The 25,335-nt window shown below is 68.0% G+C and carries 22 protein-coding genes; 6 read left to right on the forward strand and 16 right to left on the reverse strand.

What is annotated here, in order from left to right; genetic code table 11:
• Positions 1-43: 43 nt before the first annotated feature.
• Genes EGT29_RS23210 through EGT29_RS23245 form a run of 8 tightly spaced genes read right to left on the reverse strand, consistent with a single transcriptional unit; the run spans position 44 to position 9,311 of the window.
• The gene (locus tag EGT29_RS23210) at positions 44-1,504 is read right to left on the reverse strand and encodes an aldehyde dehydrogenase family protein (protein WP_124691205.1); all 1,461 of its coding nucleotides are present in this window, start codon (positions 1,502-1,504) and stop codon (positions 44-46) included.
• A gap of 44 nt (positions 1,505-1,548) precedes the next feature.
• On the reverse strand, positions 1,549-2,586 hold the full coding sequence (locus tag EGT29_RS23215) for an ABC transporter ATP-binding protein (RefSeq protein ID WP_124691206.1): 1,038 nt from the start codon (positions 2,584-2,586) through the stop codon (positions 1,549-1,551).
• A complete protein-coding gene (locus EGT29_RS23220) occupies positions 2,583-3,605 on the reverse strand; it encodes an ABC transporter ATP-binding protein (RefSeq protein ID WP_124691207.1) in 1,023 nt (340 codons plus the stop codon). Before EGT29_RS23220 ends, EGT29_RS23215 begins: the two co-directional genes overlap by 4 nt.
• Positions 3,602-4,513 carry an ABC transporter permease gene (locus tag EGT29_RS23225; RefSeq protein WP_124691208.1) on the reverse strand — a complete coding sequence of 304 codons (912 nt, stop codon included), beginning with the start codon at positions 4,511-4,513 and terminating at the stop codon, positions 3,602-3,604. The genes EGT29_RS23220 and EGT29_RS23225 overlap by 4 nt, the downstream gene beginning before the upstream one ends.
• Positions 4,510-5,424 (reverse strand): ABC transporter permease, encoded by a 915-nt coding sequence (locus EGT29_RS23230; protein WP_124691209.1) that lies wholly within the window; start codon positions 5,422-5,424, stop codon positions 4,510-4,512. Before EGT29_RS23230 ends, EGT29_RS23225 begins: the two co-directional genes overlap by 4 nt.
• Positions 5,425-5,431: 7 nt before the next feature.
• Complete coding sequence (locus EGT29_RS23235) at positions 5,432-6,970, reverse strand: ABC transporter substrate-binding protein (protein ID WP_124691210.1); 1,539 nt, start codon at positions 6,968-6,970, stop codon at positions 5,432-5,434.
• A 24-nt stretch (positions 6,971-6,994) separates the two neighbouring features.
• Entirely contained in the window at positions 6,995-8,275 is a 1,281-nt protein-coding gene (locus tag EGT29_RS23240) for a Rieske 2Fe-2S domain-containing protein (RefSeq protein ID WP_124691211.1), read from the reverse strand.
• A 22-nt stretch (positions 8,276-8,297) separates the two neighbouring features.
• Positions 8,298-9,311 (reverse strand): protocatechuate 3,4-dioxygenase, encoded by a 1,014-nt coding sequence (locus EGT29_RS23245; protein WP_124691212.1) that lies wholly within the window; start codon positions 9,309-9,311, stop codon positions 8,298-8,300.
• A gap of 305 nt (positions 9,312-9,616) precedes the next feature.
• Between EGT29_RS23245 and EGT29_RS23250 the strand changes: the two genes are divergently transcribed.
• Positions 9,617-10,369 (forward strand): FadR/GntR family transcriptional regulator, encoded by a 753-nt coding sequence (locus tag EGT29_RS23250; protein ID WP_161567926.1) that lies wholly within the window; start codon positions 9,617-9,619, stop codon positions 10,367-10,369.
• A 38-nt stretch (positions 10,370-10,407) separates the two neighbouring features.
• On the opposite strand, the gene EGT29_RS23255 is transcribed toward EGT29_RS23250, so the two are convergent.
• Complete coding sequence (locus EGT29_RS23255; RefSeq protein ID WP_161567927.1) at positions 10,408-11,382, reverse strand: tripartite tricarboxylate transporter substrate binding protein; 975 nt, start codon at positions 11,380-11,382, stop codon at positions 10,408-10,410.
• 49 nt (positions 11,383-11,431) lie between these two features.
• Positions 11,432-12,502 (reverse strand): mandelate racemase/muconate lactonizing enzyme family protein, encoded by a 1,071-nt coding sequence (locus EGT29_RS23260; RefSeq protein WP_161567928.1) that lies wholly within the window; start codon positions 12,500-12,502, stop codon positions 11,432-11,434.
• 138 nt (positions 12,503-12,640) lie between these two features.
• Here EGT29_RS23260 and EGT29_RS23265 point away from each other — a divergent pair, with 138 nt between their 5' ends.
• The gene (locus tag EGT29_RS23265) at positions 12,641-13,603 is read left to right on the forward strand and encodes a LysR substrate-binding domain-containing protein (RefSeq protein ID WP_161567929.1); all 963 of its coding nucleotides are present in this window, start codon (positions 12,641-12,643) and stop codon (positions 13,601-13,603) included.
• Between the two features lie 6 nt (positions 13,604-13,609).
• Here EGT29_RS23265 and EGT29_RS23270 read toward each other — a convergent pair whose 3' ends face one another.
• Complete coding sequence (locus EGT29_RS23270) at positions 13,610-13,927, reverse strand: YciI family protein (protein WP_124691217.1); 318 nt, start codon at positions 13,925-13,927, stop codon at positions 13,610-13,612.
• A gap of 169 nt (positions 13,928-14,096) precedes the next feature.
• On the opposite strand from EGT29_RS23270, the gene EGT29_RS23275 reads away from it, so the two are divergent.
• The 3 genes from EGT29_RS23275 to EGT29_RS23285 all read left to right on the forward strand — a co-directional run bounded on the left by EGT29_RS23275 (position 14,097) and on the right by EGT29_RS23285 (position 17,221).
• The gene (locus tag EGT29_RS23275) at positions 14,097-14,567 is read left to right on the forward strand and encodes a RidA family protein (protein WP_124691218.1); all 471 of its coding nucleotides are present in this window, start codon (positions 14,097-14,099) and stop codon (positions 14,565-14,567) included.
• Positions 14,568-14,723: 156 nt separating this feature from the next.
• Complete coding sequence (gene argH / locus EGT29_RS23280; protein ID WP_124691219.1) at positions 14,724-16,223, forward strand: argininosuccinate lyase; 1,500 nt, start codon at positions 14,724-14,726, stop codon at positions 16,221-16,223.
• 29 nt (positions 16,224-16,252) lie between these two features.
• Positions 16,253-17,221, forward strand: coding sequence for a tripartite tricarboxylate transporter substrate binding protein (locus tag EGT29_RS23285; RefSeq protein WP_161567930.1), 969 nt, complete (start codon positions 16,253-16,255; stop codon positions 17,219-17,221).
• Here the strand turns inward: EGT29_RS23285 and EGT29_RS23290 are convergent, their stop codons facing one another.
• The 5 genes from EGT29_RS23290 to EGT29_RS23310 all read right to left on the reverse strand — a co-directional run bounded on the left by EGT29_RS23290 (position 17,222) and on the right by EGT29_RS23310 (position 24,007).
• Entirely contained in the window at positions 17,222-18,142 is a 921-nt protein-coding gene (locus tag EGT29_RS23290; RefSeq protein ID WP_124691221.1) for a LysR substrate-binding domain-containing protein, read from the reverse strand.
• 116 nt (positions 18,143-18,258) lie between these two features.
• Complete coding sequence (gene secA / locus EGT29_RS23295) at positions 18,259-21,003, reverse strand: preprotein translocase subunit SecA (RefSeq protein WP_124691222.1); 2,745 nt, start codon at positions 21,001-21,003, stop codon at positions 18,259-18,261.
• A 198-nt stretch (positions 21,004-21,201) separates the two neighbouring features.
• A complete protein-coding gene (locus tag EGT29_RS23300) occupies positions 21,202-22,164 on the reverse strand; it encodes a tripartite tricarboxylate transporter substrate-binding protein (protein ID WP_124691223.1) in 963 nt (320 codons plus the stop codon).
• A gap of 77 nt (positions 22,165-22,241) precedes the next feature.
• Positions 22,242-23,123, reverse strand: coding sequence for a hypothetical protein (locus EGT29_RS23305; RefSeq protein ID WP_124691224.1), 882 nt, complete (start codon positions 23,121-23,123; stop codon positions 22,242-22,244).
• Positions 23,123-24,007 (reverse strand): amidohydrolase, encoded by an 885-nt coding sequence (locus EGT29_RS23310; RefSeq protein WP_124691225.1) that lies wholly within the window; start codon positions 24,005-24,007, stop codon positions 23,123-23,125. Before EGT29_RS23310 ends, EGT29_RS23305 begins: the two co-directional genes overlap by 1 nt.
• Before the next feature lie 111 nt (positions 24,008-24,118).
• On the opposite strand from EGT29_RS23310, the gene EGT29_RS23315 reads away from it, so the two are divergent.
• Positions 24,119-25,246, forward strand: a complete 1,128-nt coding sequence (locus EGT29_RS23315; RefSeq protein ID WP_124691226.1) for a LysR substrate-binding domain-containing protein — start codon at positions 24,119-24,121, stop codon at positions 25,244-25,246.
• The last annotated feature ends 89 nt before the right edge of the window (positions 25,247-25,335 follow it).

Genomic DNA, 25,335 nt, shown 5'->3' on the forward strand with positions numbered 1-25,335 from the left:
CCGGCCGCGGGGCCCTGCCCCGCTCCCGGCTTGCGTTTCCCCGTCAGCCGGCGCGGGCCACCTTGACGACCTGCGCCTCCATGTAGCCCTTCAGGCCCAGTTCCGAATATTCCCGCCCGAGGCCCGATTCCTTGCAGCCGCCGAAGGGCACGCCGGGCTCGGTGCCCACGTGCTGGTTGACCCAGGTCGTCCCGGCTTCCAGCCGCGAGGCCAGCGCTTCGCCGCGCACCAGGTCGTTGGTCCATATCGAACCGCCCAGGCCGAAGCGCGTATCGTTGGCGCGCCGGATGGCGTCGTCGACGTCGGTGTAGCGGATCACGGGCAGCACCGGACCGAAGGGTTCCTCGTCCACCAGGCGGGTGCCCTCGGCGATGTCGGCGACGATGGTGGGCTCGATGAAGTAGCCCGGTCCCGGCCGCGCGTTGCCGCCCGCCAGGATGCGCGCCCCGGTTCCCTTGGTGTCTTCCAGGATGCCGAGCACCCGCTCGTACTGCATCTTGTTCTGCACCGGTCCCATCGTCACGTCCGGATCGAAACCGTCGCCGACGCGGACCTTCCCGGCCAGGGCCGCCAGTTCGGCGCACATGTCATCGTAAATGCTGTCATGCACGTACAGGCGCTTGATGGCCATGCAGACCTGGCCGCTGTTGACGAAGGCGGCCTGGAAGATGCGGGGCGCGATCTCGGCCGGCTTGACGTCCTCCAGCACGATGGCCGCGTCGTTGCCGCCCAGCTCCAGCGTCACCCGCTTGAGCGTGCCGGCGGCGCTGGCCAGCACGCGCTTGCCGGTGGCCACCGATCCGGTGAACGAGATCTTGTCGATGCCGGGGTGCTCGGTAATCCACTGGCCGAGGTCATTGCCGCCCGCCACCACGTTCAGCACGCCCGGAGGCAGCACGCGCTGGGCCAGCTCGCCCAGCTTGAGCGTCGTCAGCGGCGTATACGGCGAAGGCTTGACGACCACGGTATCGCCCACATACAGGGCCTGCGTGATCTTGGGCACGGCCAGCACGATGGGCACGTTCCAGGGCGTGATCGCACCGACCACGCCCAGCGGGCGGTAGTGCAGTTCGGTGCGCCCCTGCGCGTCGTCCCGGAACACTTCCGGCTTGATCTCGATGCGCGACAGCAGATCGAACTGCGCCACCGCGCGGTTCAGTTCCTCCCGGGCGCGCGCGAGCGGCTTGCCTTGTTCCGAGGTCAGGAGAGGAGCCAGCTCCTCGATCGACTCCTTCAGGGCCTGTCCGAGCTTGAGCAGGTATTCGCGGCGCTGGGCGAACGACAGTTCGCGCCAGGGCACGAACGCCCGTCGCGCCGCCGCGACCGCGCTGTCGAGCTGCGCGCGCGAGGCGTCGGGACAGCGGGCGAAGGGCTGGCCCGTGGAAGGATTGACGACGTCGAAGTGCGCGCCGCTGCTTTCCGGCTTGCCGTCGATGGTATGGAAGAATTCGCCGAATGCGGAAAGCCTGGAGGCGTCCGCCGCCGCTGCCTGAGAATGACCCATGATGTAACTCCGCGTGAATGATGGGGAAAATACCGTGAAAAGGCCTAGGTGCCCGTTTTCCAGGAGATGACCTGCGCGGGCGCGCCGCCTCGCAGATGGCACTCCACCATGCCCTGTTCGTCGTGCCGCTGGGGGGGCGCCGTCGTGCGGCAGATATCGGCGGCCTCCGGACAGCGGGGGTGGAAGTGGCATCCCGGCGGCGCGTTCAGCGGATCCGGAAAACCCCGGCCCAGGTGCAGCTCGGGCAGCCCCAGCGCCGGATCCGGCGTCAGGATGGACCCCATCAGCGCCTGGGTGTACGGATGGCGCGGCGCGGACATCAGGCGCGAGGCCTTGCCGGTTTCCACCACCCGCCCCATGTACATGACCGCGACCCGGTCCGAGATGTATTCGACCACCCCCAGGTCGTGGCTCACGAAGACATAGGTCAGTCCCAGCTCCTGGCGCAGGTCCTTCAGCAGGTTCAGGATCTGCGCCTGCACCGAGACGTCCAGCGCCGACGTCGGTTCGTCGCACACCACGATCTCGGGCTTGAGCACCAGGGCGCGGGCGATCGCCACGCGCTGGCGCTGCCCGCCCGACATCTGGCTGGGATAGGCATGGGCGAAGCGCGCGGGCAGGCCGACCTTGTCCATGATCTCGCGCACCAGCCGCGTGCGCTGGGCGGCGTCGCCGACCCGGTGCACGGCCAGCGGCGCGCCGACGATCTCGCCTATGGTCTGGCGGGGATTGAGCGACGAATACGGATCCTGGAAGATGGGCTGGATCTTGCGGGCGATCTCCAGCCGGTCGAACGAGGCGATCGGGCGGCCCTCCACCGTCATCTCGCCCGAGCTGGGCCGGAGCAGGCCCAGCATCATCCAGCTCAGCGTGGTCTTGCCGCTGCCCGACTCGCCCACGATGCCCAGCGTCTCGCCGCGCTGCACCGTCAGGCAGACGTCGTCCACCGCGCGCAACGGGCGGGGCGGCTTGAACAGCCCGCCGCCCACCGGATAGGTCTTGCACAGATGCTCCACGGACAGCACCGTGGCCTTGTCCGCGGCCACGGCGGGACGCGCGGTATCCAGGGAAACCGTGTTCATTGCAGCGCCTCCTGGACGGCATGGCGTCCGCTTTCGGCCCCCGCGGCCAGGACGCAGCGGTAGTGGTGCCCCGCGCCGGCATCCCGCATCGCGATGACGCCGTGCCCGCAAGCCTCGCCCGCGTGGGCGCAGCGATTGCGGAACGCGCAGCCCTGGGGCGCGCCCACCAGCGAGGGCACGGTGCCCGGTATGGAGCCCAGGCGCTGGCCGGGACCCGCCTCGCCCCGCGTGGGCATGCAGGCCATGAGCCCGCGCGTATAGGGATGGCTGGCGCGGCCGAAAACCTGCGCCGGCGAGCCGGACTCCACGATGCGCCCGCCGTACATGACGGCCACGTCGTCGGCCATGCGCGCCACCACGCCCAGGTTGTGGGTGATCAGGATGATGGCCATGCCCATCTCGGCCTGCAGCTTCTTGAGCAGTTGCAGGATCTGTACCTGCACGGTCACGTCCAGCGCGGTGGTGGGTTCGTCGGCGATGACCAGCGAGGGCTCGCACATCAGCGTCATGGCGATCATGACCCGCTGCCGCAGCCCGCCGGACAACTGATGCGGATACTGCGCCAGCCGTTGCCCCGCCGACATGATGCCGACGCGCTCGAGCAGCTCGACTGCCCGGTCGCGCGCCTGCCCGCGGCTGGCGCGCCGGTGGCGCACGTAGACCTCGGCCAGCTGGTCGCCGATGGTGTAGACGGGATTGAGCGCGGTCATGGGGTCCTGGAAGATCATGCCCATCCGGTCCCCGCGCAGCCGCGCGATCTCGCGCGGCGACATCCGCGCCAGGTCGCGTCCCTCGAACAGGATGCGTCGCGCCGACAGCCGGGCCTTGCGGGGCAGCAGCTGCATCAGCGCCAGCGAGGTCATGGTCTTGCCGCAGCCCGACTCGCCCACCAGGCAGAAAGTGCGGCCCGCGCCGACCTCGAAGCTGACGTCGCTGACCGCGTGCAGCAGGCCGGCCGGCACGTCCATTTCCACCGACAGGCCGTCGACCTGCAGCAGGGGTTGGGAATTCGCGCTCATGCCCTGCCCTCCGGCGCCGTGATGTCGCGCAGTCCGTCGCCCGCCAGGTTGATCGCCATGACCAGCAGGAAGATCGCCATGCCGGGCAACACGATCAGATAAGGTTTGAAGAACATCATCGCGCGCCCTTCCGAGACCATCAGGCCCCAGGACGGCGTGGGCGGCTGCACCCCCAGGCCGAGGAAGGACAGGGCCGCCTCGATCAGGATGACGATGGCGATCTCCAGGCTGGCCACGACGATGATCTGGTTCATGACGTTGGGCAGGACCTCGCGAAACAGCACCCGCGTGTGCGAGGCGCCGATGGCCCGCGCCGCGTGGATGAACTCGCTGCTGCGCATCTGCTGCACCACGCTGCGCGTGACCACGGTGTAGCGGTCCCAGGTCAGGAGGCCCAGGATGACCACCATGGCCGTCATCGACCCGCCCACGATGGAAACCAGCGACAGGGCGATCAGCACGCTGGGCAGCGCCAGCTTGACGTTCAGCACGTACACCACGAAGGTGTCGACCCGGCCGCCGAAGTATCCGCCCACCAGGCCCAGCAGCGAACCGATCACCCCGGCGATGGCGGCGGCGCCGAAGCCCACCGTCAGCGACACCCTGGCGCCGTAGATCAGTCGGCTCAGGTAATCCCGGCCCAGCGAGTCGGTGCCCAGCACGTGCTCCCAGGAGCCCGTGGTCCAGACCGGATCGACGAGCGTCTTGGAAAGATCCTGCGCATAGGGATCGTAGGGCGCCAGCCACGGCGCGCACACCGCGACCAGCACGGCCGCCAGCACGATGCCCGCGCCGATCAGAAAGCCGACGTGCGAGCGGGCGCGCCGCCGCATGATCGCCCGCGGCGAAGTCGGATCCCTGCGCGCAGCGCTTGGGTCCGCCAGGTTTGCGTCCATGACAGTGCTCATAGCTTGATCCTCGGATCCAGGCGCGCGTTGATCAGATCCGCCAGCATCGTCAGGAAGATGTAGCAGAACGCCAGGAAGACCAGGATGGACTGCACCACGGGGAAGTCGATCTGGCTGATGGACTGGAAGGCCAGTTGGCCGATACCGTTCAGGCCGAACACGGATTCGACGATGACCGAGCCGCCCAGCAGGAAACCCAGCGACACCGCCGACACCGAGACCACCGGCAGGATGGCCGTGCGCAGCGCGTGCTTGAACAGCACCGCACGGGCCGACAACCCCTTGGCGCGCGCCGTGCGGACGAAGTCCGAGGACAACGCATCGATCATGCCGGTGCGCGTGAGCCGCATCTTGGCCGGCATGGTCCCCAGCCCCAGCGTGACAGTCGGCAGGATGAAGTGCACCCAGGTGTCCGATCCCGAGACCGGCGCCCATTGCAGCTTCACGGCGAACACGAAGATCAGGATCAGCGCGAACCAGAAGTTGGGAATGGCCTGGCCGAACACGGCCAGCGCGAGCGCCGTCCGGTCGATCCAGGTGTTGGGCCGCATGGCCGCCACCACGCCCAGCGGAATGGCGACGAGCAGCGACAGCAGCAGCGAGCACAGCGCCAGCGCGATGGTCACGCCCAGGTGATCGACGATCAGTTCCAGCACGGGCACGCGCGAGAACAGCGAGGTACCCAGGTCGCCATGCAGCGCGCTCCACACCCAGTCGAAATACTGGACGTACAGCGGCCGGTCGAGGCCGTACATGGCGGCCACGCGGGCGATCTCCTCGGGCGTGGCGGTTTCGCCCGCCAGCGCCGAGGCCAGGTCGCCGGACAATCGCAGCAGGGCGAAGCCGATCACCGAGACGGTGACGGCCACCAGCAGCGAGACGCCCAGCCTGCGGATGAAAAACTGGAGCATGCCGTCCTCACTTCCAGTGGACTTCGTAGAAATCGAGTCCGTAGACGCCGCCCGAGGTCTTGTCCAGCACCAGGTCGCGGTTGTGGATGAATACGTCCGGCTTGGTCGACAGCGGCACCACGTACGCCTGTTCGTTGACCCGGTCGTAGGCCTTCTTGTAGATGGCTTCGCGGCGCTCTTCGTCGGTGGTGGCCATGCCCTCCTTCATCCAGGCCTGGATCTGCTTGTCGTGCCAGTAGTCGCGCGCGCCCGGGGCGAACAGGAACTGGACCGGCGACGAGGCATCCGGCAGGCCGCCCGAGGTCCACAGGCTGATCAGCACCTGCTGCTTGCCCTGGCGCTGCTTCTCCCGATATCCGGCGAAGGTGATGCGATCGACCTTGGCCCGGATGCCGACCTTGCGCAGTTCTCCCGCGACCGCCTCGGCCAGCCCGGTGGACCCCGGCGTCGCGGTCAGCTCGACGTCGAAGCCGTTGGGGTAGCCGGCCTCGGCCAGCAGCTTCTTGGCGCCCGCCGGATCATAGGCCGGGGGCTTGGTCGAGTAGGCGCAGGCGCGGTGGATGGGCAGGCACAGCGCATCCGGCGCCATCACGGCATCGCCGCCCGGCGTGACGCTGCGCGCCACCAGCGTGCGATTGACCGCCATCGCCATCGCCTGCCTGACTTTCAGGTTCGACAGCGCGGCGTTGCCCGAGCGGCCGGCCGAGTCGATGGCCATGAACTGGAAGGTCAGGCCCTCGTTGGCGCTCATCTTCAGGGTCGGCTGCTTGGACAGCATGTCGGCCTGGGCCTTGTCCGATACCTTGATGAAATCGATGTTGCCGGTCGCCAGGTTGGCGATCTGGGTCTGCGTGTCCGGCATGGGCACGGCCTCGACCCGCGCCACGCGTGCCGCCGGCTTGCACGGCGTGCCGTGCGTGTAGTCGGGGTTGGGCACGAGCACGATCCTGTCGGTCGTGAAGCTCTCGACCTTGAACGGTCCGGTGCCGATCGGGGTCTTGCGGCCGAAATCGCCCTTGTTCTTGTACTTGCCGTGCAGGTCGGACGGCACGATGGGCGTGGAGTAGGCCAGCCGCAGCATCGCCGTGGGTGCCGGGCCGTTGGTGTGGATGCGCACCGTGTACTGGTCGACTTTCTCGGCGCGCTTGAACGGCGCGTAGTTCTCGGCGAAGCGCAGGCCGTTGTTGGGATCGGTCAGCCAGCCGAAGGTATAGATGACGTCGTCGGCGTCGAAGGCCGACCCGTCGTGAAACTTCACGCCGGTGTGCAGCTTCAGTTCCAGCGTCTGGTCGTCCAGCCACTTCCAGGAGCTGGCGAGATTGGGCGCGAACTTGCCGGTGCGATTGTCGAAGCACAGCAGCGGATCGAACAGCCCGCGCGAGAACATGCCCACCTCGGGATTGGGCCCGTCGTACAGGATCATGCTGGAGATGGGTTCGACCAGTCCGATGCGCAGCGTGTTCTTGGCTTTCTGCGCGTAGGCCGCGCCGGCCGTGCAGGCCAGCATACAGGTGGCCAGCATCGTGGCGAGTCTCTTGCCTTGCATAGTGTCTCCTCCTTGTTTGGCGTGTCAGCGGTCCGCCGGGGCGGGCGCCGCTTTCAGCAATCCGGCGGCGCCGGTCTCGACCGGCACGTCGGCCGGCAGCACCACCGAGGCCGAGCGGACGCGGTACAGGTCGCCGCGCCGCGCGGCCTCGGGCACCTCGCCGGCCGCCAGCGCCTTGGCCAGGCGCAGCATGAGCCGGCGGAAGTTCACGATGCCGCGGTCCGAATGGCCGAGGTTTTCCTTGGAACGGTCGACCACCGCGCCCATGCTTTCCTGCACGGCGGCGTCCTGGTTGGGAATGCCGGTGATGCCGGTGAAGTTGTCGTTGCGCTGCTTCTCGCGGTCGATGCCGTAGTCGTTGTCGGCGCTCAGCAGGGGCAGGTAGGCCTCGTCCACCGGCCCCCAGAAGCCCTTGCGTCCGCCGCGCGTCTCGCGTTCCTCGTCCGAGTACGGGCGTGCCGGGCTGGCGCTGAACGACCAGGTCCAGGTCGTGTGGTCGTCGATCGGCACCCAAGCATGGCCGTCATAGGGCTCGCGGCTGGATTCCTTGAACGCGCCCACCGGCGGGATCATCGTGTAGAACGGCAGCAGGAACTGCGTGACGCGCCAGTAGTAATGGCCAGGCTCGGCGTTGCGGCGGGCGGCGATCACCAGCCCGGCCTCGCTCTCGCTCACTTCGAACACCGGATGCCGGTCGCTCTGGTGATAGGGATTGCGCGGCCCGGAGTCCGTGCCCTCCTTGCGGCTGTGCAGGAAGGAGATGTGGCTCGAGTCTATGCCGCCTTCCACAGCCTGCGCCCAGTTGCAGCGTTGCAGCCGCTTGGTGGCCGTGCGCTGCGCGACGGGCAGCTCCGACCACTCGAATTCCGGCAGCGGCCCCTGGGTGCCTTCGGGTCCCATGTAGGCCCAGACGACACCGCCGCGTATGGCCGTGGGATAGGACGTGATCCGCACGCGGTCCTTGTAGTTGGTCTCGTGCGGCTCGGACGGCATGTCCACGCAGCGGCCCTCCACATCGAACTTCCAGCCATGGTAGACACAGCGCAGGCCGTTCTCTTCGTTGCGGCCGTAATAGAGCCCCGCGCGGCGGTGCGCGCAATAGGCATCCACCAGCCCGACCCGGCCGCTGGTGTCGCGGAACGCCACCAGGTCCTCGCCCAGCAGCCGCAGCCTGACGGGCGCGCCGTCGGGCTCGGGCAGTTCCTCTTCCAGCAGGGCCGGCAGCCAGAACCGGCGGAACAGCTCGCCCATGGGCGTTCCCGGCCCCACCTGTGTCAGCATGTCGTTGTCTTTCCTGGACAGCACTTCTTGCTCCTTTGCCGCGGCCTTATCGCCAGGCCGCGAATGCCATGGCCGTGCCGGTACCCGCATGCGAGCGGTAGCACGGCACGTAGTCCACCAGTTCCATCTCCAGCCCGGCCTCGGCGCACGCCGCGGCCACGGGCAGCCAGTTCTTGCACTCGGACGTGCCCGATTGCAGGGTCGCCTCGTCGATGCCGCGCAGCCAGTCCTCGTCGCGCCGCCGCATGGCATCCAGCAGGGCGCGGTCGAAGGTCTCGTCGATGACGAAGTGGCTCAGCCCCCCGGAGGCGATCAGCGCCACGCGCAGCGCCTGCGGCCACGCGGCCACCGCCTGGGCCAGGGCCCGGCCGAAGTCCATGCAGCGTGCGGCGCGGGGCTGATTGGGGGGATAGAAGGTGTTCAGCATGAACGGCACGTGCGGCAGCACGCTGCCCTTCATCAACCGTTGATAGACGAAGCCGAAGGCATGCGGCATGCCCGTGGCCGGACCGGGTCCGCGCTGCGGCATCTCGTCGGACTGCGCCAGGTCGAAGCCGGCGTCGGCCAGCGCGGCGCCCAGGTGCGCCGCCAGTTGCGGGTGGCCGGGGTAGCGCGACGACACGGCGGGCTTGATGGCCGTTGCCGAAATGGCAATGGCCGGCGACAATTTCGCCAGGCGTTCGGGATGCACGGGCTCGTCGGCGACCTCGGCCCCCGCGTACATCCACAGCGCGGGCGTCAGGCGCGCGCCGAACACCTCGCGCTGGTCGTTGCCGACGATGATGGCCACGTCCACGCGGGCTTCCTGCAGGCGCGCGGCCAGTGAGTCGACCGCCTCTGCGCAGCGCTGCGCATGGCCGGCCATGGCATCAGGCGTGACGCGTTCGTCCAGGCCTTCCGCCGCCCGCATCGCGGCCAGTTCGTCGAAGCCGTAGGTGGCGCCGCGATAGGGATGCGCCGTCTCCGCCCGGTCCGCTTCCACCCGCAGGCGCCATTTGTCGGGAGGCGTGGAAAGCTGCGGCCCGTGCGAGGTTCCCAGCCCGAGGACTATTTGCGCCATGCCGCGCCCCTCGAGCCGTATCGATGTGTCTCCATTTGCCCGTTTTCTGGTAAGTTATTTTAATAGTCATACTGTATGAGTGATCACCAGGAGTGTCAAGGCCGCTCCCTCGCGGCCCGACACGCGCGCGGACCGGGCAGGCCGTCTTAACGCATTGATTCCGTAATGTTTTTTGATGAGATGAGCGGATTTTTTAGTGTTTATACTGAGCCCGGGTCGCCGTATCGCGGCAGGGGGCCCGAGGTCATGAGAGCGGATATAATCGCTCATACAGTCTGCGACTTATGAACGGTGGAACAGAAAAAATGGCACGTACGAGAGCCGATCTACCTGTGTGGCGCGCCGGACGCACCGAATCCACGGCCATGCGCGTTGAAAAACAGATCAAGGAAGCCGTGCTCGACGGCAAGCTGCAACCCGGCGATTTTCTGGGTTCCGAGAACGATCTGGCCGAGCAGTTCCAGGTCAGCCGCCTGCCCATCCGCGAAGCCATGGGGCGCTTGCAGGCGCTGGGCGTGGTGGACGTGCGCACGGGCGCGGGCGGCGGCACGCGCATCGCCAATGGCAACGACGCGCCGGTAGTCGAGGCGCTGGCCATCCAGCTCAAGCTGATCGGCGTCGGCTCGGACGAGGTCTTCGACGCTCAGCTCATCATCGAGGCCAGCGCCGCCGAGATCGCCGCCAAGCTCGCGAACGCCGACGACATCGCCAAGATGGAAGCGTGCCTGGCACGGGTCGAGGAACTGGTGTCCTCGCCGGAAGACTTCACGCCGGAGAAACTGACCACCGCCTCGCTGGCCTTCCACCAGTCCATCGTCGACGCCTCGCACAACCAGTTCCTGTCGTCGATCATGAAGGCGATCTCGTACGTGCTGTACCGCTCGGTCAATCCGTACACGACGCCGGCGGTGGGCAAGCGGCTGGTGCAGCGGCACCGCAAGATGCTGGCGGCCATCGTGGCGCGCGACGGCGAACTGGCCAGGCAGCTGCTGGCCGACCACGTGGCCAAGGTCCGCGCCAAGCACGGCGCCGCGGACAAGAATACGGCCGGCAACTGAACCGGCCCGGGCGGCCCCGCGGGCCGCCCGCCAAGCGGTTAGTCGACCTGGATGTTGCGCGCCTTGATCAACCGCGCCCAGCGCGCCTGCTCGTCGCGCATAAGCGTGGTCATCTGCGCCGGCTGGTTCAAGGCGGGAACCGAACCGATTTCCTTCAGGTTCTCGATCATGGCCGGATCGGCCAGGACCCGCGCGATGCCCGCGTGAATGGCCTGCACCTTGTCGGCGGCCATGCCGGCGGGCGCCAGCACGCCGAACCAGCTCACGCCATCCACTCCCGGATAGCCCTGCTCGGCAATGGTGGGAATCTCGGGCGCCGACGGGCTGCGCTCGGTGCCCACCAGCCCCAGGGCCTTCACCTTCCCCCCCTTGAGCAGCGGCAGCGCCGCCGGCAGGTCGACGAACACGCCGGCGATCTGGCCGCCCATGACGTCGGTCAGCGCGGGCGCCACCCCCTTGTAGGGCACGTGGACGAAGTTGCCGCGCGTGGCATCCTTCATCAGCTCCATGTACAGGTGCGTGATGTTGCCCGTCCCCGCCGAACCGATCGGAACGGGATTCGCGGACTGGCGCGCGTAGGCGACGAACTCCTTCATGTCCTTGGCCGGCAGTTGCTTGCCCACGAGCAGGGCGGTGCCGTTGGCCACCACCCGGCCGATCGGACTCAGGTCCTTCAACGGGTCGTAGTTCAGGTCCTTGTACAGGACGGGGCTGATGGTCAGCATGCCCGAGGTCGCGAACAACAGGGTCCCGCCGTCGGGCGCGGCCTTGGCCACCGCCTGCACGCCTATCGTGCCGTTGGCGCCGGGGCGGTTGTCGATGATCACGGTCGCCTCCAGCTGCGGCCCCAGGCGCTCGGACAGCTTGCGCGCGATCAGGTCGGCCGGGCCGCCGGGCGAGAACGGCACGACCATGCGGATCTGGCGCGGCAGCGGCTGGGCAGCGGCGTTGCCGGCCAGCGTCGCGGCCAGCAGGAACAGTGCGGATTGCAGGAGGGGGCGGCGGGGAAGCATGGTCAACTCCATGGACGTTCCTTGAAAAGAAATGTACGGACGGACGCGATCAGGACGCGCGGCGGACGACGCCCACGCCCGGGCCTTCCGGAACGTGGAGATGGCCGTCCACGACCTTCAGGCCCTCGAACGGATCGTTCAGCAGCTTCTGGAACTCGGCCAGCTCGCAGGCATAGGTGATGTTGGGCAGCGCCACGGCCAGGTGCAGGGCATGGGCGGCCAGCAACTGGCTGCCGACGTTGGCGCCCATCCGGCATCCCAGGTGCGCGACTTCGCAGATGCGCGCGGCCGTCTGCACGGCGCGCAGGCCGCCCATCTTGGGCACCTTCAGGCTGACCGCGTTGATCGAGCGGCTCGCCGCCAGGCGGTAGGTCGACGACGCGTCGTAGGCGCTTTCGTCGGCCTCGATGGCGATGCTGGAGGCGCGCGTGACTTCCTGCAACCCGTCCAGGTCGTCGGCCCGCACCGGCTGCTCGATGATGTCCACGTCGAATTCGACGGCCCGCTGGGCGAACACGATGGCGTCCTTGGCGCGGTAGGACTGGTTGGGGTCGGCCACCAGCCGCACGGCGTCGCCCACCTGGCGCCGCACCGCGCGCAGGCGCTCGATGTCCTCGCGCACGGAACCGCCCACCTTGAGCTTCAGGTGGCGGTAGCCCTGGTCCACCAGGCGCTGCGCGCGCTCGGCCATCTCGGGAGGCGTCTTCAGGCCCAGCATGCGGCAGATGGCGATACGGTCGGTGGTCTTGCCGCCCAGCAGCTCGTACAGCGGCACGCCCAGGAGCCTCGCCTTCAGGTCGTGCAGCGCGCAGTCGATGGCCGCCTTGGCGGGATTGTTGCCCACCAGCGCGGCCTGAACGCGCACGAGGTTCGCCTCGATCGCCATCGCGTCCTGGCCGACCAGCGCCGGGCAGATGCGCTGCAAGGCGCCTTCCACCCCCAGCGCCGTCGCGGCCAGATGGGGAAAGGCCGCGGCATAGCCCCAGCCTTGCGTGCCGTCCTCGGCCGTCAGGGTCAGCACGACGGCATCGTTGGTCGGATAGGCCTGGCCCGCGAATTTCCAGTTGGGATCTTCGTCGGGCAGGCTCAGGTGGTCAAGGGAAAAAGCGGTGATCTTCAAGGCACTCTCCGGCATGGCAGGGATGCGGCCACTCTATCAGCGGCCCGGCCGTGCGATCATTCGCATTCGGGCGGCCGGGCAAACCAAATGGTTATGGGTCGGCCTCCACCCTCTCCTTCCTGCCGTCGGGGTTCATACATGGAAGCCGAGCGATCGATCGAGCGCGTGCTGACCACCCAGGTCAAGCTGCGCCATCTGCTGATGTTCAAGACCGTGGCCGAATGCGGCGCCTTGTCGCGCGCGGCGGAAACGCTGCACATGTCGCAGCCCGCGGTGTCCAAGACCATCCACGAACTCGAGACGCTGCTGGGCGAGCGGCTGCTGGATCGCACCGCCAAGGGCGTCGTGCCCACCGTGTTCGGCAGCCACGTCCTGCGCTATGCCCATTCGCTGCACGCGGAACTCAAGCGCGCGGCCGAGGAACTGACCGCCCTGCGCCAGGGATCGGCCGGCAAGCTGGCGATAGGCAGCTACATGGTGGCGCTGCCCACGCTGCTGCCGCGCGCGCTGTCGCTGTTCTTCGCCGGCGGCGACGCCACGCGCGTGTCGGTGGTGGACGGCAGCAAGGAAAGGCTGCTGAGCGGGCTGCAATCGGGAGAAATCGACATCGTCGTGGGACGCATGTCCGAGCAGGACGGCCACGGGCAGATCCGGCAGATCCCCTTGTACTTCGAACCCATCGTGCTGGTGGCCGGACGCCAGAATCCACTGGCGGACAAGGCCGCGCCCACGCCCGCGGACCTGGCCGCGCAGGAATGGGTCATGCCGCACGCGAGCAGCGTCGCGCGCACGCCCATCCATATGTTCTTCGCGCGCGAGGGGCTGGACCTGCCCGCCCGCATCGTCGAGACCCTGTCGTTCCCGCTGATACGCGCGCTGCTGCTGCAACGGGACATCGTGGCCGCGCTGCCCTGGCAGATCGTCCAGGCCGACATCGAGCAAGGCATCCTGGCCAAGCTGCCGGTGGACATCGGCTATCCCGCCCTGCCCGTGGGCATCATCACCCACGCCCACAACAGCTTGTCGGCCGCCGCGCTGCGCATGGTGGACAGCCTCGAGCAGGCCGCCGGCGAACTCTACCACCGCCCGCCCGCAGCCTGATGCCGGTCAGTTGCCCTCGGCGGTGGCGGGCGCGGCGGCCGGATTCCATTGTCCGCGCCGCATGCGCGAGATCTTCACGCTCTTGAACAGGCCGGCCTTGCGGAACGGCTCGTCGCGCGAGAACGCCTCGGCCTCGGCCAGGCTGCCCACGTTCAGGATCAGCACGCTGCCCGTGCGCCCGACGCCGTCCTCGGCCAGCATGGCCCCGCCCAGCACCAGCCTGGACTCGAACCGGGCCAGATAGTCCAGATGCGCGGGCTTGACCTGCTTGCGGATCTCCGCCGCGCCGTCGTCCCGGTCTTCCTGATAGATGATGTACAGCATGCGTGCTCCTTGTCGAAACGGCCATGATACGGAGCCCCCGGCAGCGGCCGCATTCCAGTTTCGCCCGCGGTTCCAACCGGATGGTTATGGCCCCGGCGCGAAAAATCAGCCCGCGCCATGAGCCCGGGCGAGAGAATGGCTTCCTTTGTCATCATCGGGAGTCCCACCCATGCCAAGCCCCATCGACGCCCGCCTGTCGGCCCTGGGCATCATCCTGCCGCCCGCGCCCGCGGCGCGCGCCGCGCGCATCCGCATGGCGCGCAAGCTGGGCAACCTGCTGTTCGTCTCGGGCCAGTTGCCCAGCGTGAACGGGCAACTGCGCCACGTCGGCCGCGTGGGCGACACCCTGGACCTGACCCAGGCCCAGGAGGCCGCGCGCGCCAGCGCGCTGAACGTGCTGGCCCAGGCCCACGCCGCCCTGCCCCACGGCCTGGACGACATCGTGTCGGTGGTCAACCTGCGCGGCTTCGTCGCCGCCACGCCGGACTTCGTGCGCATCGCCGAGGTGGTGAACGGCGCCTCGGACCTGATGGTGGAGGTGTTCGGGGAAGCCGGCGCCCATACACGCACGGCCGTGGGCGTGAACAGCATGCCGCACGGCGTGGTGGTCGAGATCGAGGCCATGTTCGAGGTGGTGTGAGCGGCTTCCGCAGCGCGCCGCGTACCGATCGGGGCATGATTCCATGCTCGTGCTTAGAATGAGTTTTAGGAATCTGAACAGTAGAAAAAGTGCCTTGATCTCATGTAATGGGCTGAGTCAAAGTGGGGCCGTCCCAACTCCACCCTCTGCCCCCTCATGGAAGCGCAATCCCCCGTCAGCGGCTTTCTGCACGAACCGCTTTCCCAACAGGCACAACAGGCCATCTTCATCCCCTGGATCCAGGCGTCGCTGGCCGCGTCCATTCCGTTCCTGACCCGGCTCAACCGCGCGCACCTGGTCGCGATCCGCCGCGCGGGACTGATAAGCGCGCCCGAGGCGGCCACCCTGGACCGCGCCATTCTCCAGATCGAGGCGGAAGGACCGGCGAAGCTGGTCATCGACGGCTCGCTCGAAGACGTCTATTTCAACTATGAAGCCCGGTTGCTGGCGATCGCCGGAAAGGACACCGGATCGCGGCTGCACGTCGCCCGCAGCCGCAATGACCTGCAATCCACGCTGGACCGGATGCGCGCCCGTGCCCTGGGCCAGGAACTCGCGTCCGCGCTGCTGGACCTGCGCGGAGTGCTGCTCGAGCAGGCCGCGCGCAACCTCGATTGCGTGATGCCCGGCTACACCCACATGCAGCATGCGCAGCCGATCACCTTCGGCTTCTACCTGCTGGGCATAGAAAGGTCGCTGGAACGGGACACTCGTCGCACGCTGGCGGCGCTGGAGCATATCAACCAGTGCCCGCTGGGCGCCGGCGCGCTGGCCGGCACCCCCTACCCGATCGACCGGGCGCATACCGCGTCGCTGCTGGGCTTTGCCGCGCCGGTGCCCCATGCGCTGGATGCGGTGGCCTCCAAGGACGCGATCATGGAACTGCTGACCGCCACGCTGTTCGCCACGACGACGGTCGGCCGGCTGGCGCAGGACTTCTACCTCATGACGACCTATGAATTCGGCATGCTGGACCTGCCGGACAACCTGGCAATCACGTCGAGCCTCATGCCCCAGAAGAAGAATCAGGCCGTGCTCGAATTCCTGAAGGGGCGGCAAAGCCATCTGATCGGCGCGATGACGACCGCCTTCAGCGCCTTCCATGCCAAGCCCTTCAGCCACGTGCTGGACGGAAACGCCGACAGCCTGCAATTCCTGTGGGACGCCTTGCTCGGCGTGGCCGGCCTGCTGCCGGTGGCAGGCTCGGTGGTCGCCGGGGTCCGCCCCCGGCGGCAACGCATGCGGGAACTGGCCGATGCGAACTACGCCACGGCCACCGACTTCGCCGACTACCTGGTCATGCGGCACGGGCTGGCCTTCAAGGAGGCCCATCACGTCACCGGGCGCGTGGTCCGCCTGGCGCTGGACGATGGCATTTCCCCGACGGACATCAAGGCACCGCTGGTCGCGCGCGCGGCGCGGGAGATCCTGGGCCGCGAGCTGCGGCTGGGCAACGAGGAAATCCGCGCGGCCTTCGACAGCGGCCAATCCCTCCAGCGGCGCCGGGGCTCGGGTGGCCCGGCGATCGAGGATGCCACGGCGCTGCATGCCCGCGCGCTGCGCGAGCTGGCGGACACACGGCGGGAATTGGAGACGTTCCAGGCAATGGTGAGCAATGCCGACACGCAGCTACAGGCGGAAACGGCCGCGCTGTAGCCGTGCAGGCGACAATGAGGAGACAGAAAATGATGGCGAACTTCTTGCGCAGCACCCGTTTCATCCTCGCACTGGCGACAGGCCTGTGCGCCTTCGCGGCGCATGCCGCCGATCCCGTCCGGCTGGTCGTACCCTTTGCGGCGGGCGGCACGCAGGACCTGATGGCCAGAGTCATCCAGAACGCGCTGGGACAGGCGCTGGGGGAGCCGATCATCGTCGAGAACCGCGCGGGGGCGGGCGGCACCGTGGGCACGGCCACGGTTGCGGCCAGCGCGCCCAACGGCAAGACGCTGGCGCTGGTGGCCTCGAACCACGCCAGCAACCCCTGGCTCTACCCCAAGATGCCGTACGACGCGCTGGCGAGCTTCGCGCCGGTGGCAATGATAGGCAAGACGGGCTTCGCCCTGGTGGTGTCCAGCGCCCTTCCCGTCCACACGGTTGCCGAACTGGTCGATTACGCCAAGCGCCATCCCAACCAGCTCAACTACGCGTCCGCCGGCAACGGCAGCAACGGCCATCTCGGCATGGCTCTGTTCGCGCAGATGGCCGGCATCCAGTTGCAGCACATCCCGTTCAAGTCCACCGGCGAAGCCATGACCGACGTGCTGGCGGGCCGCTCGCACCTCATCATGCCCGCGACCATAGGCGCCGTACTGGCCGTGTCGGACAAGCGCGCCAGGATCCTGGGCATGACCTCCAAGGTCGGCCATACGGGGATGTTCGCGAACTTTCCGCTGGTGGCCGATGCGGGCGTCCAGGGTTTCAACTACGACGCGTGGTACGGCCTGCTTGCGCCGGCGGGCACGCCCCGGGCCCGCATCGAACAGCTGCATGCCGCCGCGGAGAAAGCCATGCGGCAGGACAGTGTCCGGGACGCGCTGCAGAAGGCCGGGATCGAGCCTGCACTCATGGGTCCGAACGAGTTCGCCGCCTTTCTGGCCGCCGACTATGCGGAAACGGGCAAGCTCGTGAAAAGTACCGGCGCCCGGCTGGAGTAGCTAGCTGGCGGCACGCCGCGGGCGGGCGTAGCCGTGCAGTCCGCGCAGCCGCTCTTCGAGCTGCGCGGAAAAAAGATCCGCCAGGTCGTTGCGGGTCGTCGAGCTGGCCTTGATCTCGGCGAACGAGAAAGGAATCGGCTGGGTCATGCGATGCACCGAGCAACCCAGAGCCAGTGCCATGTCGGTCGAGAAGGGGTCGAGGATGGAGGCCCCCATGCCCTGGGCGACGAAGCCGACCACGGCCGCCGACCACCCCGCCTCGAACGCCAGGTGCCGGTGGATGTTCTCGTTCTTGAACAACGCGTCGACCTTCATGCGCGTGGGATTATCCGCCGCCAGGGACACGAAAGGTTCGCCCGCCAGGTCGCCCGGATCGAGCTCCCGCCTGCGCCGCTTCGGATGCCGGGGCGGAAGAATGCACACGCAGTCGACCAGCGACACGCGCGCCACCAGCCCTCGATCCCGCGAAATCGGCGTCATCGCGTAACCCAGGTCGAACTGTCCGGAGGCGACCAGCTCGACCACCTCGGGCGAGTTGTAGGTCAGCAGGGAAACGCTCACGTCGGGATGCTCGCGGCTGAATGCCGCGACGACGCCTTGCAGGAAGCCCGTGGTCAGCGACGGCATGGCCACGATGCGCAGCTGCCCGTGGCGCTTGGAGCGGATGCGTTCGGCGGCCAAGGCGATCTTTTCCAGCCCCAGGAACAGCCGGTCGACCTCGGCCAGCAGCGAGTGGGCTTCGGGGGAAGGCACCAGTCCACCGCGCTTGCGGGTGAACAGTTCGAATCCCACCTGCTCCTCGAACTCCTTGATCAGCTTGCTGACGGCGGACTGCGTCACGAACAGCACGTCGGCGGCCGACGTCATGCTTCGAGTGACCATGACGGCCTGGAAGGCTTCGATGTGGCGCACGGAGAACATGGACGAAGCTCCGGAATGATCGGCCCGCGGGAGGCATGCCGGCGGAATACTACCCCACCACCAATGAAAAGACCGGCAAGCGCCGGTCTTTTCTCGTCACGTTGCGGGACGCCGCGTCAGGCGAGCCGGCCGTGGCACTGCTTGTACTTCTTGCCGCTGCCGCAGGGGCAGGGATCGTTGCGTCCGACCTTGGGCAGCACGTTGCGCATCGGTTCCTGTCCGGACCCCGCGGCCGCATTGGCGGCGGCCAGGGCCTCGTCGTAGTCGGAGTGGTGGTACTGCACGTTCTGCACGTGCGGCAGGGCGGCGTCCTGCTCGACCTGTTCCACCTGCTCGGCCGACTGCACGCGCACGGTCATCAGCACCTTGACGACGTCGTTGCGGATGCGGTCCAGCATGTTGGAGAACAGCTCGAAGGCTTCGCGCTTGTATTCCTGCTTGGGATTCTTCTGGGCGTAGCCGCGCAGGTGGATGCCCTGGCGCAGGTGGTCCAGCATGGCCAGGTGCTCGCGCCAGTGCGTGTCGATGGACTGCAGCAGGATGGAGCGTTCGAACTGGCCCCACATCTCGGTGCCCACCAGGGTCACCTTGGCATCGTAGGCGTCGGCCGAGGCCTTGAGCACGCGCTCGAGCAGGTCGTCGTCGGTCAGGTTGGGTTCGGCTTCCACCATCTCGGCCAGCGGCAGCTCGACCTGCCATTCCAGCTCCAGCGCCTTCTGCAGGCCCGGCACGTCCCATTGTTCCTCGACCGAGTCTTCGGGCACGTAGCCGCGGAAGGTCTCGGTGAAGGTGGCCACGCGCAGGTTGGCGACCACGTCGGCGATGGAGGGGGCTTCCAGGACTTCGTTGCGCTGGGTGTAGATGACCTTGCGCTGGTCGTTGGCGACGTCGTCGTACTCCAGCAATTGCTTGCGGATGTCGAAGTTGCGGGCCTCGACCTTGCGCTGGGCCGACTCGATGGAGCGGGTGACCATGCCGGCCTCGATGGGCTCGCCCTCGGGCAGCTTGAGGCGCTCCATGATGGCGCGCACGCGGTCGCCGGCGAAGATGCGCATCAGCGAATCTTCCAGCGACAGGTAGAAGCGCGACGAACCCGGATCGCCCTGGCGGCCGGCGCGGCCGCGCAGCTGGTTGTCGATGCGGCGCGATTCGTGGCGCTCGGTGCCGATGATGCGCAGGCCGCCGGCGGCCTTGACCTGCTCGTTCAGCGGCTTCCATTCGTCGCGCACGCGGGCGATGCGGATGTCTTTCTCGGTCTCGGACAGCGCGTCGTCGGCGCGGATCAGGTCCACCTGCTTGTCGACGCTGCCGCCCAGCACGATATCGGTGCCGCGGCCCGCCATGTTGGTGGCGATGGTGATGTGGCCGGGCTTGCCGGCCTCGGCCACGATCTCGGCTTCGCGCGCGTGCTGCTTGGCGTTGAGCACCTCGTGCTTCAGGCCGGCCTTCACCAGCATGGCCGACAGCAGCTCGGAATTCTCGATGCTGGTGGTACCCACCAGCACCGGCTGGCCGCGCTTCTGGCAATCGCGGATGTCTTCCAGGATGGCGTTGTACTTTTCCTGGTCGGTCTTGAAGACCTGGTCGTTCTGGTCGGCGCGGATCATGGGCCGGTTGGTCGGCATGATCACGGTCTCGAGGCGGTAGATTTCCTGGAACTCGTAGGCCTCGGTATCGGCCGTGCCGGTCATGCCAGCCAGCTTCTCGTACATCCGGAAGTAGTTCTGGAAGGTGATCGAGGCCAGGGTCTGGTTCTCGTTCTGGATCTTCACGCCTTCCTTGGCCTCGACCGCCTGGTGCAGGCCGTCGGACCAGCGGCGGCCCACCATCAGGCGGCCGGTGAATTCGTCGACGATGACCACTTCGTTGTTCTGCACGACGTAGTGCTGGTCGCGGAAGAACAGGTTGTGCGCCCGCAGCGCCGCCATCAGGTGGTGCATCAGGCTGATGTGGCGCGGCTCGTACAGCGACTCGCCCTCGGGCAGCAGGCCCTGGCGCTCCAGGATCTGCTCGGCCTTCTCGTGGCCGGCTTCCGACAGGTAGACCTGATGGCTTTTCTCGTCCACCCAGAAGTCGCCCTCGGGCTCGGGCTCGTTGGACTTGGGCTCGGACGCCATCCGGGTCAGCAGCGGCGGCACCGCGTTCATCCGGATGTACATCTCGGTATGGTCTTCGGCCTGGCCCGAGATGATCAGCGGCGTGCGCGCCTCGTCGATCAGGATGGAGTCGACCTCGTCGACCACCGCGTAGAACAGCGCGCGCTGGCGGCGGTCCTCCACGCGGTATTCCATGTTGTCGCGCAGGTAGTCGAAGCCGAATTCGTTGTTGGTGCCGTAGGTGATGTCGGCCCGGTAGGCCTCGATCTTTTCCTCGTTGGGCTGCTGCGAGACCACCACGCCCACCGACAGGCCCAGGAACTTGTACAGGCGGCCCATCCAGGCCGCATCCCGCTGCGCCAGGTAATCGTTGACCGTCACCACGTGCACGCCCTTGCCGGCGATGGCGTTCAGGTAGGTCGGCAGCGTCGCCACCAGGGTCTTGCCCTCGCCCGTGCGCATTTCGGCGATGCGGCCGCTGTGCAGCACGATCCCGCCCAGCAGCTGGACGTCGAAGTGGCGCATGCCCAGCACCCGCTTGCCGCCCTCGCGCACGACGGCGAAGGCCTCGGGCAGAAGGTCGTCCAGCGACTCGCCGTTCTGGTAGCGTTGCTTGAACTCTTGCGTGCGGGCCGTGAGTTGCTCGTCGCTGAGTGCGGCGGTCTGGGACTCCAGCGTGTTGATCCGAGCGACCAACTTGCCGTACTGCTTCAGCAGCCGGTCATTGCGGCTGCCGAAAATTTTCTTGAGCAGAGAGGAAACCATGCGCGATATTTGCAAGCAACCGGGGCCGGGCCGTGGCCTAGCATCCCAGCCGGGATAGGGGATAAGCCAGCCAGTTTAGCACCGTGGGAGGACGTTGAATCGCGCGCGCCGTCCGCATGGACATCCCCGCCCGGCCGCCGCCCCGGAGGCTGGCCCGGCCCGGAGACGGCGCCCGCCCCTGGCCGGGACCGGTCCGGGTCAATCCCGGGTGAGCCTGGCCTCCTTGACGATGCGGGCCATCAGTTGCCTGTCCTGGACGAACAGTTTGCCAAACTCATCGACGTTCATGGCATCCGGCGCCACGCCCTGGGTGGCCAGGCGCTCCTTGATGACCGGCATCTCCAGCACCTTCGCCACCGCGGCGTTGATGCGCTGGACCACCGGCGCGGGCGTGCCGGCGGGCGCCAGCAGGCCGAACCACGACTCGAACACGTAGGAAGGCAGGCCGGCCTGGGCGATGGGCGGCACGCTGGGCAGCAGGGGCGAAGGCTGGCGCGAGGTCACGCCGATGATGCGCAGCCTGGCATCCTGCAGGTAGGCGCCGACGCCGGCATTGGGCACGATCACCGCCTGCGCCCGCCCGCCGGCCACGTCGTTGGCCGCTTCCTGGGTGGATTTGTAGGGGATGTGCAGCATGTCCAGCCCGGCCGTGCTCAGGAAATAGGCCATGGCCAGATGGGTGGAGCTGCCGATGCCGGCCGAGCCGTAGTTCAGCTCGCCCGGGCGCTTCTTGGCATAGGCAATGAATTCGGCCACGTTCCTGGCCGGCAGCGCGCTGCTGATCATCAGCACGTAGCTCTGGGTGCCGATATTGGCCACCGGCGTGAAATCCTTGACCGGGTCATAGTGCGGCTTGGCGCCCAGCGCGGCCGTGACGAAGTGGCTGGACGCGGCCATGAGCAGCGTGCGACCGTCCGGATCGGCCCGCCCGACGTTGGACGTCCCGATGGCGCCGCCCGCGCCAGGCCGGCTTTCGATGATGATGGTCTGGCCCAGCTGCTGGCCCAGTTCCTGGTAGAACGTGCGCGCCAGCAGTTCCCGGGCTCCGCCCGCCGCGAACGGCACGACGATGCGGGTGACCTGGCCGCCCACCTGGGCCTGCGCGGGAAGCGTGGGAACGGCGGCCGCCACGCAGGCGGCCAGGATTGCGAACCATTTCATGTTGTCTCCTGGGAATGAAGGCGGCGGTCCCCGCCGCCGCGATAGTCTTTACGGACCGGCCCCATGGCCGGCGCCGGTCACAGCACGCGGGTCACGTCGTCGAACAGCTCGTCGACGGCATAGCGGCGCGGAATCAGTTTCTGGTCGTAGGCGTAGTGGATGATCAGTTCCAGCGCATGGCGGTTGGGCTCCACGCCGAACGGCGTCAGATCCGGCCCGCCGGCGTCCCGCCGGGCCGCGGCCTTGCTTTCCTGCAGCAGCCGGTAGACCTCGCGGACCACCTCCGGACGCGTCTCGCACAGCGCCCGGTCCACGGCCACCATATGGTTGATGGGCACCATGGCGTGCCGGGCACCCCACGCGGCGGCGGCCGCATGGGGATCGGGCAGCACCGGCGCCAGGCGCGGATCGTCGGGCAGGTCCGTGCCGATGATGGCCGCGTCCAGTTCTCCCGCCAGCAGCATCTCCACCATGTTCCGGCCCTCGGCCCGCGTCACCCCGGGCGGATCGGCAAATTCGGCCAGGTGCCCGTCCTCGAACGTCACCCAGCGTATTCCGTTCAGGTCCACCCCATAGTCGTCGGCCAGGATGCCCCGCACCCAGGCCACCGTGGTCTGGGCGTAGGCCCGGATCCCGATGCGTTTGCCGGCCAGCTCCGCCACCCGCAGGCGGCCACGCTCGATGTTGTGGACCAGGCAGTGATGCTGGTAGCGGCCCGCCCCCACCACGGCCGGCATCAGCACCAGGGGCTTGCCGTAGGCCTTGGCCTGCAGGAAGGTCACCAGCGCCAGTTCCGCCACGTCGAAGGCGCCCTCGCGCACCACGCGCTTGAACGCCCGGTTGGCGGTCTTGACCGGATCGAACTCGAAACCGACGGACGCCGATGCGATCTCGCCCCGCTTCAGGGCCAGCGTGTTCGGATAATCACCCAGCAGGGTGCGCAGCGTCGTCGAACCCATCACGCCCCCCTTGCCGAGGCGGCGTCCAGCGCGGGATACAGAGCCCGGGCCGTGCGATGGAAGATCCATTCCCGTTCTTCGCCGGACAGCGAGGCGGTGGCCTCCAGGGCCTCGCCCAGCAGGCTGGCCAGGCTGCCCGCCGATGCCGGGAAATTCGATCCCCAGGCGATGCGGCGGACGCCGAACACGTCGATCGCGCGCCGCAGGAAGCTGGCCTGCGTGGCCGCCCCTTCGCGGGCCTCCCGGACGTTGTGGGTGGTGAACTTGAAGAACAGGTTGGGATGGTCCGCCAGCGCGAACAGGCTGGCCGCCGCCGCATAGGGTGGGCCGTCGTCCAGCCGGGGCCGGGCGAAGTGGTCCAGCAGCACCCGCACGCGCGGGAAGCGCCGCAGGATATTCTCCAGTTGCGGCAGGCCATCGGCCCGCAGCTGCACGCACACGGGGATATCCAGTTCCTGCGCCTGCTCCCAGGCGGGAAAGCCCAGCGGGTCGTCCAGCCGCGCGGCGTGGTCGGCCGCGGTGTGGCCGGCGATGAACACGCGCATGCCCTGCAGCCCGCGGCCGTGCCAATAGGCGATGCGCTCGGCGGCGCCGGGCTCGGCCAGGCCGATCGAATAGACGCCGATGAAACGGTCCGGCCGGGCGGCGACGGAATCCGCGACATAGCTGCTGTCGTGGCCATAGCAGGTGGAAGCCTGCACCAGCGCGACCTGCGCGATGCCTGCCTCGTCCATGGCCGCCAGCATGGCCTCGCGCGTGACCGGCCGCTCGCGCGACCAGTCCGACTGCCGGCCGGACAGCGGCGCCAGCGGATAGGCCTGCTGGTCCGAGGCGATGACGTGGGTATGAAGATCGATGATCGATGTCGGCTTGGGATGGGACACGGGGACTCCTGATCGAAGGCGCCCATCATGCCCGCATCAACATAAGCAAACCACTTAATAATCCGGCGATTATCATAAGCATTCACTTATGAAATTCCGGAGAGATCCGCCATGGCGAGACTCGACTGGTACATCCGCGCCAACCTCAAGCCGCGCCACCTCCAATTGCTGGTGGCGCTGGACGAGCTGCGCAACCTGGGCAAGGTCGCCGCCAGCCTCAACATCACCCAGCCGGCGGTGTCACTGGCGCTGTCCGAGCTGGAGAAAGGCCTGGGCTTCAAGCTGTTCGACCGCACGGCCCGGGGGGTGCAACCCAACGTCTACGGCGAATGCCTGATCCGCCAGGCCCGCGTGATGCTCAACACCCTGGCCCAGACCCGCGACGAGTTGCGCGCGCTGCTGTCCGGCGCATCCGGCCGGGCCGCGCTGGGCGCCATGCCCGCGATGACTTCGGCGCTGGTGCCCCAGGCCCTGGCCGCCCTCAAGCGGGTTTCGCCCACGACCACGGTGCACGTGCAGGAAGGCTCGATGAACACGCTGCTGCCGCAGTTGCGGCGCGGCGACCTGGACGTCCTGGTGGGCCGCCTGTCCAGTTGGCCGTCGGCGGACTTCGAGGAAGCTCCGCTGTTCGAGGGGTCGAGCATGGTCGTCGTGGGCCGCCAGCATCCACTGGCCGGGGCGTCGTCCCTGCACTGGCGCGACCTGGCCCCCTATCCCTGGATTCTGCCGCCGGTCGCGTCCCTGCCCCGGGAACCGCTGGAGGCCGTGTTCCAGGAACACGACATCGCCATGCCCAGCGACTACATCGAAACCCTGTCGGTGCCGGTCATCGCGACCTACCTCCAGTCCACCCAGGCCGTCGGCCTGCTGTCCCGCGTCGCGGCGCGGCACTACAGCGATCTCGGCATGCTGGCCATCCTGCCGCTGGAACTCCCCGGCCTGTTGCGCCCCATCGGCCTGACCTGGAGCAAGCAGCGCGCGCTGTCCCCCGCCAGCGAACGCCTGATGCGCTGCCTGCGGGAGGTCTCGGCCGATTATGGTCCCCCCCCTACGCCCTTCGGGCGCCCCCCAGGGGGCGATGCGGGTGGACCGGAAGGGAAGCCCACCCCCACGCCCTTCGGGCGCCCCCCTCAAGGGGGCGATGCGGGTGGACCGGCAAAGCCGGATCCACCGCATCCTGGGTCTAGTACCGTTATCTTGGGGGGAGGCACGGTTGCTATCGCTGGCTGCCAGCGGTAGCAACCGTGCGACCTGCCAAGAGGCTGGTACCAGCCGGAAACCGCGGATCTGGCTTTGCCAGTCCGCCGGTTTCGATCCCTGGGCCCGGC

The organism is Pigmentiphaga sp. H8, from assembly GCF_003854895.1.
GTDB lineage: Bacteria > Pseudomonadota > Gammaproteobacteria > Burkholderiales > Burkholderiaceae_B > Pigmentiphaga.